General features: G+C 38.5%; 8 protein-coding genes. All 8 read right to left on the bottom strand.

Annotated elements, in window-relative coordinates:
• Positions 1–24: 24 nt before the first annotated feature.
• A complete protein-coding gene (locus ACPZ3T_RS13700) occupies positions 25–2,472 on the bottom strand; it encodes a GAF domain-containing protein (RefSeq protein WP_490276904.1) in 2,448 nt (815 codons plus the stop codon).
• A gap of 138 nt (positions 2,473–2,610) precedes the next feature.
• A complete protein-coding gene (locus ACPZ3T_RS13705) occupies positions 2,611–4,143 on the bottom strand; it encodes a SagB/ThcOx family dehydrogenase (RefSeq protein WP_490276905.1) in 1,533 nt (510 codons plus the stop codon).
• Positions 4,144–4,475: 332 nt separating this feature from the next.
• Positions 4,476–5,075 (bottom strand): DJ-1/PfpI family protein, encoded by a 600-nt coding sequence (locus ACPZ3T_RS13710; RefSeq protein ID WP_490276906.1) that lies wholly within the window; start codon positions 5,073–5,075, stop codon positions 4,476–4,478.
• A 124-nt stretch (positions 5,076–5,199) separates the two neighbouring features.
• A complete protein-coding gene (locus tag ACPZ3T_RS13715; protein ID WP_490276907.1) occupies positions 5,200–5,661 on the bottom strand; it encodes a nitrate reductase associated protein in 462 nt (153 codons plus the stop codon).
• A 257-nt stretch (positions 5,662–5,918) separates the two neighbouring features.
• Positions 5,919–6,206, bottom strand: a complete 288-nt coding sequence (locus ACPZ3T_RS13720) for a PAAR domain-containing protein (protein ID WP_490276908.1) — start codon at positions 6,204–6,206, stop codon at positions 5,919–5,921.
• Between the two features lie 70 nt (positions 6,207–6,276).
• The gene (locus ACPZ3T_RS13725) at positions 6,277–8,244 is read right to left on the bottom strand and encodes a VgrG-related protein (protein WP_490276909.1); all 1,968 of its coding nucleotides are present in this window, start codon (positions 8,242–8,244) and stop codon (positions 6,277–6,279) included.
• A gap of 70 nt (positions 8,245–8,314) precedes the next feature.
• Positions 8,315–8,839, bottom strand: coding sequence for a CIS tube protein (locus tag ACPZ3T_RS13730; protein WP_490276910.1), 525 nt, complete (start codon positions 8,837–8,839; stop codon positions 8,315–8,317).
• Positions 8,840–8,871: 32 nt separating this feature from the next.
• Positions 8,872–15,393, bottom strand: a complete 6,522-nt coding sequence (locus ACPZ3T_RS13735) for a hypothetical protein (RefSeq protein ID WP_490276911.1) — start codon at positions 15,391–15,393, stop codon at positions 8,872–8,874.
• Positions 15,394–15,402 lie beyond the last annotated feature (9 nt).

Consider the following 15,402-nt stretch of genomic DNA (forward strand, 5'->3'; position numbering starts at 1 on the left):
ATATTATAGGTTTATAAAAATATTTTATTGAGGAAAGGTGATTTTCAATAATGTGCCATTTAGAGATTCTAGAGTGGCATTTCCTTCTAACTGTTCTGTGGCCAAATCATAAACTAACGAAAGACCTAGAGAATTTGTATTTCTCCAGTCTAAATCCTCTGGTAGCCCAACACCATTGTCTGCTATAGTCATTTCAATTTGATTATTAACAGAATATAAACTAATAATTATTTTCCCTGTTTCTTGCTCAGTAAAAGCATACTTCAGGGAATTAGACATTAGTTCATTGATGATTAAACCACAGGCGATCGCTTGGTCAACATTCAAGTGAATTTGACTAATATTTGTTTCTACAACCACTTTGCCGGGTGTTATATGATAGGAGATAAGAATACTGTTTACTAAATTATCAATATATTCAGCAATGTTGATTTTACCAATATTCGGGGAAGTATATAAATTTTTATGAACCATAGAGATGGATTCAATACGATTCTGACTATCTCTTAGGGTTTTGATTAATTCAGGATCTTTGAGATTTTGCGCTTGCAGCTGTAATAATCCAGAAACTATCTGCAAGTTATTTTTGACTCGATGATGAACTTCTTTTAATAAAACTTCTTGTTCAGCTAAGGCGTTTCTTAATTGAACTTCTACTTTTTGTCGTTCTGCTAATTGATTATGAGCCTGCTGAAATATGTCAGATTGTTGAATAGCGATCGCAATTCGTAGAGAAAGCTGATCAAGTAAATCTAGTTCGTGTTCTTCCCAGGTTCTAGTAGTAGAACATTGATGTGCCACCAACAAACCCCAAAGGCGAGAATTAGCATCTTTTTGTGCTATTTCTAATAAAATCGGCACGACGAGGTTAGCTTTAACTTGAAATTGTGCTAATAAATTAATATGACAGTCAGTCAGTCCAGCCTCATAAATATTAGCGATCGCTCTTTTACGTCCTTGATAATATTCTGCTCCTCCCCCGGTTTGAAAACAAGTATCCTCAATCTCTGCACCTAAAGAAATTAGCCATCCTGGTTCTACTGATTCAGCCACGATTTTGCCACTCATATCTGGAGCAAACTGGTAAATTATTACTCGCTCAACTTTGAGTAAATCTCGGACTTCTTGAACAGTTGCATTCAGAATATCTTGCAGATTTAAAGACTTATGTATTCTTTGTACAATAGTCCGCATTAATTGCTCTCTTTCTGCTTGAGCTTTCAGCCTTTGTTCAGTTTGTTTGCGTCCGGTAATATCTTGTCCGATGCTAATAATTTGTCCATTAGGTAATCTAACATTTGCCCAAGATGTATCTATTAATCGACCATCAGTTAACAAAGTTTTAAAATCATGCCAAGCACTATCGGCGGACTGAATACAATTAATCGCATCCTGATAAGATTCCTGGTCAGGGTATAACTGTGCTAGAACATTACGAGTCTGAAAATCCTCTAAACTACAACCAATCAGATGTTCTAACTCTTGGTTTATCCATTCGATGTTACCATTTTGATTTACTAGGCTAATCATTAAAGGAATCCGAGCAAAAATATTCTGTAACAAGGCATTTTGCTCTTGCAGTTTTACTTCAGTATTTTTACGTTCTGTAATGTCATAAAGAATAGTTAAAATTGCATATTCATTATTAAAATTTAAATACTGTAATGATGCAATAGCCCAAAATAACGTTCCATTATTGCGCTTAAATTGAATATCATGGTTGATTAAAGAACCATTTTGAGCTAATGCTGCTAAAGTTTTTTGTTGCTCATCACAATTTTGGTATAGTTCTGAAATATGCCGATTAGCTAAATCATCTGTAGTTAATTGAAATTGCTGTAGAAATTCTGAGTTGCTGTATAAAATTAACCCATCTGCTACCCGTGAAATAATTAATGGTACAGGAATAGCCTCAATAATTCCTCTGAGTCTAGCTTCTCTATTTTGTAGTGCAGTTGCAATTGTTTGACGTTCTTCAGTATGAAGGATTTTCTCATGGTGTAACTCAATTTGTTGCACTACTTGACGTGCTAATCTCTCTAATAAAACTTGCATTTTGTGATTGAAATAGCGAGGTACAAAATCCATCACAGCCAAAGTACCGATTGCTAATCCCTTGGCGGTAATTAAAGGCATAGCTGCATAGAAACGCACATGAGAATTTGATAACAATAGAGAATTTTTAACAAATCTATAATCTTGTAAAATATCTGGAATAATTAATATTTTATTCTGGGAAATAGTATAACTACCCAAGCAAATGTGCCGAGGTATTTCTGATTCACTGATTCCTACCTTAGATTTTAGCCATTCCCGTTCAGCATCAATGAAGCTAATAAAAGCTATTGGGGTTTCACAAATGTCAGCGGCCAGTTGTACCAGATTATCAAACACATCTTCTGGTGGTGTATCTAAAATACGATATTCCCGTAATAGTTCGAGACGTTGACTTTCATCATCAGGTAATAACATGATTGCTTCTTTATACAAAAGGCGTGATTTGTGGGATGACTAACAATATAGAAATATTGGCAATTCTCTGTAGGATGAGATTGCTAAATTTTTTATATACTATTGTGAGTCACGCCATCTATGAATTAACTTATGCCACTATCTCGGACGGCCTAAAGTAGTAATATAAAGCACTGCTTCGTCCGCAGGTATACCCAAAACTTCATTGACTTGGTCATCAAAAAAGCCACCGATGCCACTGACACCTAAATTGAGTTGAGTGGCTGCTAAATTCAAGCGTTGCCCTAAATGACCAGCATCCATGTGTAAATAACGATAAACGCGATCGCCATATTGAGCAATAGCTGATTTCAGGTCAGATGTATGAAAAAGCACTGCTCCTGCATCTCGTCCTAGTTCTTGTCCCAAACAAAGAAAGTGTAATTCTCGCCGGAAGTTCTTAAACCGAATTTGGCGTAATTCTTGAGCTTTGGGAGCGTAATAATAACAGCCAGTTTCTAGTCCTTGAACACCACAAACAGCAATGAATGTTTGAATTAAATTCAAGTCAAAATAATCAGGGGCAGGATCTAAATTTTGGTCTAGATAATTTTGAGATTGATAGGTAAAATCAAGTAAAGCTTTGAGTTCATCTAAAGTTAATTCCTCACCATTGTAAGCACGGGTAGAACGTCGCTTATGGATAGTAAGTTCCAAATTTGATAGCTGTTCTCCCCAATCAATGGGGGTGGTGACGGTAGAAACTTTCAGGCAGAAAGGAAAATTATATTTATCTTCTAAGGACTTTGCTTGTTTAATAGTGGGTAAATTCAGTTTGCCGGTGATGCCTGTATTGAGTTGGGTATGTTTATGAAAATATGTCAACAATTGACCATCGGGAATGTAGGGATAGTTAGTTTCTGTAGCTGAGGGGAGAGCAGTACATCCTGATGGTAAATTTTGTTTGATATCTAATAAGTCTGCCAGAGGTAAAACCGCGATCGCACCTTCCTGAAATGGATCTATATAAAGTAAATTATTAACAGCTTCATCAATAAAACCACCAATCAAATGTGGGCGATAATCAGTAATTGCCCCTGCTAATTCTATATTGCCCAATAGATGCCCTGTATCTAAACAAATCCGCCGATAAGCGCGGTCTTCATATCGCCAAGCCGAACGATAAAAGACAACTGTAACAATAATTGCCAATTGGGTACTCTCTAATGCCGGATGCCAAAAACAAGCTTCTTGCAACGCTTGCCAACTATCATTTTCCCAATATTGCATCAGTGAATGAGTGCGACATTGGTAATTATATAGTCCGGCTGGTAATAATGGTGTGCCACGAGAGACTAAGTACAATTCTGCCGGATACAACCCCCCAGCACTAGGCGCAGAACGTAAATATACCGTATTCCCCAAAGAAGGCATTCTAGCAGTTAGTCCATAGCTGCGAAACAGCAACCGGGAAAGTCTTTGCCACCATTGGGCATTCGGGTCATTGACAAACGCCTCTGGAGTCCCTTGGATGTAAGGTTTGAGGTCAATTTCCGAACCGATTTTGTATTCTTTAAACGGTACTGGCTGTTTAGCCCAGTCTAAACTCTGACTTTTAGCAGCAAGGGTATCAGGGTCATATTTCGTCCGTTCATGATAGTGTTGGGCAATTGATTGATGTAGTTCTGGCATAGTGCTAGCGATACCCTTATGACATCCTTATTTTGATCTTGGCATTGATTATTCCTATTATTTCGTGTCAGTTCACACAATTCTATGAATTGTAACTAAGTATTTTATATTTCTGTTGAAGCTAGGAGGGATGGAGCAGGAATATCGCCAGCATAGGTTGACTATTGACTGTTGAATCAAAAAATCTACCTAAAAGGGGATGAATTTTTTAGACATAGGTAATCTGGGATAAGAAAGGGGAAAGATATTAAGCTGTTACACCCATAAGTTGCATCATTTCATTTATCTAAAAAACTTGTACACCCCTACACCCCTACACCCCTGCTTTTTCATTAAACTCTAGCCACTTCAGGATGCTCAATTTTCGTACCCAAAACCTTCAAAAACTCTGCTAACCAACGAGGATGAGCCGGCCAAGCTGGTGCTGTGACTAAATTACCGTCAACTATGGCTTCATCTACCGGAATTTGCACATAATTACCGCCAGCACTCCGCACATCAGGACTACAAGCAGGGTAAGCAGTGCAGTTCTTACCACGCAATACATCAGCAGCAGCTAATAATTGTAATCCGTGGCAAATAGCAGCGATGGGTTTATTTGTTTCGGCAAAGTGGCGAGCTATGTCTAATACTTTTTGATTTAAGCGGATATATTCGGGGGCGCGTCCACCAGGAATAACTAAAGCATCGTAGTTTGAGGCTGTGATTTCTGCAAAGGTGGCGTTGAGGGTGAAATTGTGTCCGGGTTTTTCGCTATAAGTCTGATCTCCCTCAAAATCATGAACTGCTGTTCGTATTTTGTCGCCAGCTTGCTTATCGGGGCAAACAGCGTCAACTTGATGCCCTACCATTTGCAAAGCTTGAAAGGGAACAATGACTTCGTAGTCTTCTACATAGTCACCCACTAGCATCAAAATTTTCTTAGCTGCCATTATGGTATCCTTGCGTCAGAAATAGATTTTAAATCAGTTATCAGTTATCACGCGTATGGTCGGAGCTGTATATATAATATTGCAGTTCGACTACAGAAAAAATGAAAACAGTCAAGATTAAGAATTATTGATTATTAACTAGTTTAAACTCTGCGATCGCCCGTCCAAAATTTTTGTTTTCATGTCCAGGACGACTCAGTTTAATCAAGGCAAACCGTTGTAGTGATGTTAAATTAGCCCACTGTGATAGCGTGATGATGATTCCTAGTTCTTGCGCCTTTTCTTGCACAGTGACTGGGAGATTCTGAGCATCTAGCCATTGAGGATAAGGCTCTATAGGTAATGTTGCCACAGGTGTACCTGTGCGTTCTAAAATTAACTCCTGGAGATATTTTTGGTAAGCTTGAACTTCTGTGTCTGTACTGCAAGGTAAAATCACTAAAGCTTCGCGTTCAGCTTGAGTAATTTGATGCCAATCAGATAATCTTAACTTAATACCGCAGGTATCAAGTTTATACCGCACCTGCATAGGTATACAACGCAGAGAATCAACAAAATCAGCTTCAAATTCAAAAAATACTGTCATCAGACTTTATAAATAGGCTCTTATGGGACTAGTATTTGATTTCTGAAAAATCTAAGTATGTGTAGGGTGTGTTAGGCGTAAGCCGTAACGCACCACAGGCCTTGGTGCTAGGTGTTGTACTCTTGCTGGTAAGACAACGGCAATATTGCAGGAGGAAAATCCACACTGCAATTTGCCTCCCCTACGCATCTGTTCAATAATCAAATATGATTCCTATATTAATTATGAATTACGAATTACGAATTACGAATTAATATTCACCCACCAATTAAGACAGTCGGCGCACCCACCCCGACAACAGTAGTTAAAGGTACACCAGTCACAGTATTAACACCAGCTACCTGAGAAGTGATTCTAGCGGCTGGTCGTCCACCAATTAATACAGTGAAAGAACCCATCACAATACTACCTGTAACTACAGGCCCCGCCACTAAATCACCGACACAAGCGGCAGGTAAACCCATAATCAAAACATTAGGAACACCAGGTGCAGTAATCGGATCACCTGTAACAGTTAAATCAGTTAATCGTGCGGCTGGAAACATAGGAGATTAGGGATTGGGGGCAGGGGGCAGGGGGCAGGGGGCAGGGGGAGAAACTATTGACTATTGACCACTAACAATTAAGCCTGACTATACCGCCCATAATACCGACGGTAGCTGCTCCATTAATACTAACTGAAGCCCCAGCAGAAGCACTAATTGAAGCTCCAGCAGAAGCACTAATTGAAGCCCCAGAAGTTACACTCAAAGAACCACCAGATTGCACACTAATAGAGCTAGCAGCTTGTACACTTACTGTTCCAGTTGTTCTCATGGTAATGCCACTGGGAGTTAATTCTATACTAGTACCCCCAACAGTGAGGCTAATTTTTTGCGTGGCAGTCAGGGCGATTTCTCCACCATTGACGCTGATTTTTTTAATTGTACCAGTAGTTCCTGACTTAACTGTAATATCACCAGTTGAAGTTAAACTAATTGTTTTATTACTATCATCAGCACGATATTTATGTCCGCCAGTAGTCTCTAATTCTACAAATTTATCACTGTCATTTAAACGAAAATTATGACCACCTGTGGTCTGTAAATAAACGCCTTTTTTAGTACCTTTATCTTCCTCCACAAACTGTAATTTATGACCAACACGAGTTTTAAAAGTGCGGAGGCGTACTTTCCCACCAACAACGGTGTCATCTACTTTTTCTGGTGGCGCGTCTGTACCATTCCACACCCCACCAATTACATAGGGGCGATGAATATCACCATGTTCAAAGGCTACTAATACCTCATCATTAACTTCTGGTAAACAATCAAAACCCCTACCTGTCCCTGCACCTACACTTACCACTCTCGCCCAATTACTTTCATGTTCTTCAGTCAAGGTAGGAAATTTCACTCTAACTCGACCCCACCCTTTAGGGTCTTTATTATTACTCACAACTCCTACTAACAGAGTTTGTCCTGGTTGCAGGTGTTGCTGGGGTGTTAATGTAGCAAATAAGTCTCCGGGACGTAATCCCCGCACACTAAATTCTGTTGTATATTTGCGCTTTTGGAATAAGTGACGCGTTTCAGTTACATAATAACTGCCACTGTAATTCCCCATATCTGTCAGTTTAATGACTCGTCCCGTTCTAATTTGAGGATTTCCTTCACCTTTAGCATCGGCATAGACAAATTCTCCCCCCAGTTCGTTACACAAGGCCTGAGCAATTTTTTGCGATTCAGCAGCACTAAACACAGGCTGGTCTACAACAATCATTTTAGGTTGAACATTAAATTTAGTGCTAGTTGTACTGCCTTTGCCGTTATCTGTAGTGGTAATTATCTGTTCTTTTGATGCTGTCGATACAATCGATTTCTTGGTACTATAGTCCCAACCCCGCACTTCTACAGAACTCACTTGTTCAGCACTGGTAACGCGGACACGAAAACCGTGAATGTCTTCCAGCCACTTTAGAGATAAAGTCTGGTCTTGTTTAGGTTGACGAAAGTTGAGTTTCCCATCCTGCACATATAACTCAAAACCCAAGCGTGCTGCTCTTTCCCGCAGGAAGTCCATGTTAGTTTGATTTTCCTGAAAGACGTATTCGTGAACAATAGTAGTTGAAGTAATTGTGCCGGCTGTAATTCCTGTTTCGCCTACAATTTGGTTGACGATATCGCTATCAGTTACATTCTGGAAGGAGCGATTATAACGTCCCCGATGTAATCTGTGAGATACATCATAACCCCGAATCACAATTGGAGCTTGTGATTCAGCCGTAAACTCGGTTTCTATACCAGTAATTTCCCCTTCTAATACATAACCCTGCTCTGCTTCTTGGAAATCTACGTTTTCTGTGGTGCTGGAAACAAAACCAATTTTGATTTTTTTGCCAATAGCAAATAAACTTTGATGTTTCCAAGTAGTTTCACTGGTTTTTCCAGGAAAGTAATCATTGCGGATGACTAAAGTAAACATCCCTGGTTGGTGGAGACTCTCTTCTACAGAGATTTGCAAAATGTCTTCCAGTAAATCTTGAGAAGCATCACTGCCATCAATCTGTAACAGTGGTTCGGGGATGTAACGGACTGCGGGCATAGTATCAGCAAAATGGGTTTTTCATAGCCTACGGGGATAAATGGCAGTAGACTATTAACCAAAAGTCGAATTACTTGCGCTTGCTCCTGTTGTCCCCCCCTCTGTCTACACTAGCGGGTGCGCCCATACCTGGTTGCGTAATTGATTCGTCTACTTCTTCTAATGTCAGGTTAATTTTGGCTCTAACAGGTGTGCCGTCTGGTAAAAATAGGGTGAGGCTGTAATTAAGTGATTGCACAAAGCAACGAAGATATTGCTGATCACCCCATGTAAATATATACACTGGTGGACGTTTTTCTTTACCTGCTCCAGCTTCAGCAAAGTTGACGGCTTTCTCAAATTTTTTCAGATGTGTGAGGACGCTTGTACCTGCTTCGTAGGTATCAAAAATGATGTTGTTTATAGTTAGTTTACAGGGTTCTGGGTAAGCAAAGCTGACTTTGGGTAATCCTCGCCCAGTCCGCGCACCACTACTTTTGGTTAAGTTGATTTGTTGAGAAAAGTCTAGCTGGGTAGGATTGAACATAAATTCAATATCCGGTGCAGCTTGTTCTGTTGCAATTAATTTGGCTTTAACTAAACGGGTGGTACTCATGAGTGTTGACTATTAACTGTTAACTATTGAATTTACCAAGGTAAGCGTCCTGAATAATTATTACCTCGGCGTTCTCGTTCTATTTCTAAACGCTGTCGGAGGATATGATATATTTCTTGAGCAAGGATTTCTAAATTTTCTGCTTCTTCATTTTGGGAATCTTCATTGGTCGATTCTTGGGCGTAGGAGTTATTCACTTTTTGAATTAATGTAAAATCATTGGGATGAGTATATGTACTAGTGAGATGATTTTCCGAATTATTTTTTTCAGAAAAATTAATTCTTGATTGATCTTGAATGGTGTTTGATGAAAGTTGAGAAAAATTAGGCGATCGCTCAGATATAATAGGTAAAATTTTATTCCACTCTTTTTTATCAGCTTTTGGCTGCACAACTATTTTCTCACTAGAATTACTAGCTGATGTATTATTGATTAATTCAGACAAATTAGACCATGAATTGGGTATATCTTCAATTAATAATTTTTCTGTTTTAGATTCTAAAATAGAAGTTCGCTGTACTATATTTTTGTCTGGTACACTTAGTAATTTATCATCTACAAAATCAGATGTAAGTAATTTAGCTGATTGAGAAATAGGTCTAAAAATGGATAGTTTCTGCAAAACTTTAGGTAATTCTGGTATCTCTGTATTTTTTGATTGAATAATTGTATTTTTAGGTCGAGAATTTACTGTTCTGTTCTGTGATATGTTACCATTCGGATATTTTCTTGTAGATAAGTTTTGTGAAAGTATTGCTTCTGTTTGAGTGATGTCAGCACTAGGAATAGATGAGTTACTTTCCTGTTTTGGTTGAATAATTGATGCTTGAGGGTGTGATGCGATGTGTTCAATTTCAGTTATGTCAGCAGTGGGAATAGATGAGTTGCTTTGCTGTTTTGGTTGAATAATTATGGTTTCACTATGTGGGGTAATATCTTCAGCTTGAAATATTTCCCCATGAGGAGTTAAAGGGTGATTTTCTTGTTGTGGTTGAATAACTCTGGCTTCAGGTTGTGATGCGATGTGTTCAATTTCAGTGATGTCAGCACTGGGAATAGATGAATTACTTTGCTGTTGTGGTTGAATAACTGCGGCTTCAGGATGTGACGCGACTTGTTCAATTTCAGTGATGCCAGCACTGGGAGTAGATGAATTGCTTTCTCTTTTTGGTTGAATAATTGATGTTTCAGGATGTGATGCGACTTGTTCAATTTCAGTGATGTCAGCACTGGGAATAGATGAGTTGCTTTGCTGTTTTGGTTGAATAATTATGGTTTCACTATGTGGGGTAATATCTTCAGCTTGAAATATTTCCCCATGAGGAGTTAAAGGGTGATTTTCTTGTTGTGGTTGAATAACTGTGGCTTCAGGATGTGATGCGACTTGTTCAATTTCAGTGATGCCAGCACTAGGAGTAGATGAATTGGTTTCCGTTTTTGGTTGAATAATTATGGTTTCACTATGTAGGGTAATATCTTCAGCTTGAAAGATTTCCTCATGAGGAGTTAAAGGGTGATTTTCTTGTTGTGTTTGAATAATTGATGCTTGAGGATGTGATGCGATGTGTTGAATTTGAGTTATGTCAGTACTAGGAATAGATGAATTACTTTCCTGTTGTGTTTGAATAATTGATGCTTGAGGATGTGATGCGATGTGTTGAATTTGAGTTATGTCAGTACTGGGAATAGATGAATTACTTTCCTGTTGTGTTTGAATAATTGATGCTTGAGGATGTGATGCGATGTGTTGAATTTGAGTTATGTCAGTACTGGGAATAGATGTATTGCTTTCTCGTTGTGGTTGAATAATTGATGCTTGAGGATGTGATGCGATGTGTTGAATTTGAGTTATGTCAGTACTGGGAATAGATGAGTTACTTTCCTGTTTTGGTTGAATAACTGTGGCTTCAGGATGTGATGCGACTTGTTCAATTTGAGTGATGCCAGCACTAGGAATAGATGAGTTTGTTTCTCTTTTTGGTTGAATAACTGTGGCTTCAGGATGTGATGTGATGTGTTCAATTTGAGTGATGCCAGCACTAGGAACAGATGAATTGTTTTCTCTTTTTGGTTGAATAACTGTGGCTTCAGGTTGTGATGCGACTTGTTCAATTTGAGTGATGTCAGCACTAGGAATAGATGAATTGTTTTGCTGTTGTGGTTGAATAAATGTGGCTTCAGGATGTGATGTGATGTGTTCAATTTGAGTGATATCATCACTGAGAACAGATGAATTACTTTGCTGTTGTGGTTGAATAATTGTGGTTTCACTATGTGGGGTAATATCTTGAGATTGAAAGATTTCCCCGTGAGGAATTAAAGGGTGATTTTCTTGTTGTGCTTGAATAATTGATGCGTCAGGTTGTGATGCGATGTGTTGAATTTGAGTTATGTCAGCACTAGGAATAGTTAAAGGATGATTTTCTTGTTGTGCTTGAATAATTGTGGCTTCAGGTTGTGATGCGATGTGTTGAATTTGAGTTATGTCAGTACTGGGAATAGATGAGTTACTTTCCTGTTTTGGTTGAATAACTGTGGCTTCAGGTTGTGATGCGATGTGTTCAATTTGAGTGATGCCAGCACTGGGAGTAGATGAGTTACTTTCCTGTTTTGGTTGAATAACTCTGGCTTCAGGTTGTGATGCGACTTGTTCAATTTCAGTGATGTCAGCAGTGGGAATAGATGAGTTACTTTCCTGTTTTGGTTGAATAACTGTGGCTTCAGGTTGTGATGCGATGTGTTCAATTTGAGTGATGCCAGCACTGGGAGTAGATGAGTTACTTTCCTGTTTTGGTTGAATAACTCTGGCTTCAGGTTGTGATGCGACTTGTTCAATTTCAGTGATGTCAGCAGTGGGAATAGATGAATTGCTTTGCTGTTTTGGTTGAATAATTATGGTTTCACTATGTGGGGTAATATCTTCAGCTTGAAATATTTCCCCATGAGGAGTTAAAGGGTAATTTTCTTGTTGTGTTTGAATAACTCTGGCTTCAGGATGTGATGCGACTTGTTCAATTTGAGTGATGTCAGCACTAGGAGTAGATGAATTGGTTTCCGTTTTTGGTTGAATAATTATGGTTTCACTATGTGGGGTAATATCTTCAGCTTGAAATATTTCCCCATGAGGAGTTAAAGGGTGATTTTCTTGTTGTGGTTGAATAACTGTTGTTTCAGGATATGACGCGACTTGTTCAATTTCAGTGATGCCAGCACTAGGAGTAGATGAGTTGTTTTCTCTTTGTGTTTGAATAATTGATGTTTCAGGATGTGATGCGACTTGTTCAATTTCAGTGATGTCAGCACTAGGAGTAGATGAATTGCTTTCTCTTTGTGGTTGAATAACTGTTGTTTCAGGATGTGATGCGACTTGTTCAATTTCAGTGATACCAGCACTGGGAGTAGATGAATTGCTTTGCTGTTTTGGTTGAATAAATGTGGCTTCAGGATGTGATGTGATGTGTTCAATTTGAGTGATATCATCACTGAGAACAGATGAATTACTTTGCTGTTGTGGTTGAATAATTGTGGTTTCACTATGTGGGGTAATATCTTGAGATTGAAAGATTTCCCCGTGAGGAATTAAAGGGTGATTTTCTTGTTGTGCTTGAATAATTGATGCGTCAGGTTGTGATGCGATGTGTTGAATTTGAGTTATGTCAGCACTAGGAATAGTTAAAGGATGGTTTTCTTGTTGTGCTTGAATAATTGTGGCTTCAGGTTGTGATGCGATGTGTTGAATTTGAGTTATGTCAGTACTGGGAATAGATGAGTTACTTTCCTGTTTTGGTTGAATAACTCTGGCTTCAGGTTGTGATGCGACTTGTTCAATTTGAGTGATGTCAGCACTAGGAGTAGATGAATTGGTTTCCGTTTTTGGTTGAATAATTGTGGTTTGACTATGTGGGGTAATATCTTGAGCTTGAAATATTTCCCCATGAGGAGTTAGAGGGTGATTTTCTTGTTGTGCTTGAATAATTGTTGCGTCAGGTTGTGATGCGATGTGTTGAATTTCAGTTATGTCAGTACTGGGAAGAGATGAATTGCTTTCTTTTTTTGGTTGAATAAGTGTTGTTTCAGGATGTGATGCGACTTGTTCAATTTCAGTGATGCCAGTACTGGGAATAGATGAGTTACTTTCCTGTTTTGGTTGAATAACTGTGGCTTCAGGTTGTGATGCGATGTGTTCAATTTCAGTGATGCCAGCACTGGGAGTAGATGAGTTTGTTTCTCTTTTTGGTTGAATAAGTGTTGTTTCAGGATGTGATGCGACTTGTTCAATTTGAGTGATGTCAGCACTAGGAATAGATGAGTTTGTTTCTCTTTTTGGTTGAATAACTGTGGCTTCAGGATGTGATGCGACTTGTTCAATTTGAGTGATGCCAGCACTAGGAATAGATGAATTACTTTGCTGTTGTGGTTGAATAACTGTGGCTTCAGGTTGTGATGCGATGTGTTCAATTTCAGTGATGCCAGCACTGGGAGTAGATGAATTGCTTTCTGTTTTTGGTTGAATAACTGTTGTTTCAGCTTGTGATGCGATGTGTTCAATTTTAGTGATATCAGTACTGGGAATAGATGAGTTACTTTCCTGTTGTGGTTGAATAACTGTGGCTTCAGGATGTGATGCGATATGTTGAATTTGAGTTATGTCAGTACTGGGAATAGATGAGTTACTTTCCTGTTGTGGTTGAATAACTGTGGCTTCAGGATGTGATGCGATGTGTTGAATTTGAGTGATATCATCACTGAGAACAGATGAATTACTTTGCTGTTGTGCTTGAATAATTGTGGCTTCAGGATGTGATGCGATATGTTGAATTTGAGTTATGTCAGTACTGGGAATAGATGAGTTACTTTCCTGTTGTGGTTGAATAACTGTGGCTTCAGGATGTGATGCGATATGTTGAATTTGAGTTATGTCAGTACTGGGAATAGATGAGTTACTTTCCTGTTGTGGTTGAATAACTGTGGCTTCAGGATGTGATGCGACTTGTTCAATTTGAGTGATGTCAGCACTAGGAATAGATGAATTACTTTGCTGTTGTGGTTGAATAATTTTGGTTTGACTATGTGGGGTAATATCTTGAGCTTGAAATATTTCCCCAGTGTCAGTCACAGGGTGATTTTCTTGTTGTGTTTGAATAACTGTGGCTTCAGGATGTGATGTGATGTGTTCAATTTCAGTGATGTCAGCACTGGGAGTAGATGAGTTGTTTTCTCTTGTTGGTTGAATAATTATGGTTTCACTATGTGGGGTAATATCTTCAGCTTGAAATATTTCCTCATGAGGAGTTAAAGGGTGATTTTCTTGTTTTGATTGAATAATTGTTGCGTCAGGATGTGATGCGATGCGTTCAATTTGATTAATTTCAGTACTCGGAATAGATGAATTACTTTCCTGTTTTGGTTGAATAATTGATGCTTGAGGATGTGATGCGATGTGTTCAATTTCAGTTATGTCAGCAGTGGGAATAGATGAGTTGCTTTGCTGTTTTGGTTGAATAATTGTGGTTTCACTATGTGGGGTAATATCTTCAGCTTGAAATATTTCCCCATGAGGAGTTAAAGGGTGATTTTCTTGTTGTGGTTGAATAACTCTGGCTTCAGGTTGTGATGCGATATGTTGAATTTCAGTGATGTCAGCACTAGGAATAGATGTATTGGTTTCCTGTTGTGGTTGAATAACTGTGGCTTCAGCTTGTGATGCGATATGTTGAATTTCAGTGATGTCAGCACTAGGAATAGATGTATTGCTTTCTCGTTGTGGTTGAATAATTGTGGTTTCACTATGTGGGGTAATATCTTCAGCTTGAAATATTGCCCCGTGAGGAGTTAAAGGATGATTTTCTTGTTGTGCTTGAATAATTTTTGCGTCAGGTTGTGATGCGATGTGTTGAATTTGAGTTATGTCAGTACTGGGAGTAGATGAGTTACTTTCCTGTTTTGGTTGAATAACTCTGGCTTCAGGATGTGACGCGATGTGTTGAATTTGAGTGATGTCAGCACTAGGAATAGATGATTTTGTTTCTCTTTGTGGTTGAATAACTCTGGCTTCAGGTTGTGATGCGATGTGTTGAATTTGAGTTATGCCAGCAATAGGAATAGATGAGTTGCTTTCTTGTTGTGGTTGAATAATTGTGGCTTCAGGTTGTGATGCGACTTGTTCAATTTGAGTGATGTCAGCACTGGGAGTAGATGAATTGCTTTCTCTTTTTGGTTGAATAATTGAATTTTTTATTGTTGAATTATTTTTGTTTGTAAGATTATTATTTTGGAATGATGTTGTTATATTGCTATCTGATTGATTGAAAGGCTGTGATTGATATTCAGATAAAAGATGGGAATCATTAAATAGATTATTTGATACTGTATAATCTGCAAATTCAGAAGCAAAGAAGGCTGAATCATGAAAATTTGACAAAGATTTAGTACCCAAGGGTGATAAAAATTTGGGGTTAAGTAATTTCTGTCCCAATGGTTTATGGGGAAGTAATGGTTTTCTAATACCTAGTTCTTGATTATCACCAGAAGCAGTTTCTAAATTATTTGTCATAAATTACTA

The sequence above is a fragment of the Aliinostoc maniaoense genome (assembly GCF_058172895.1).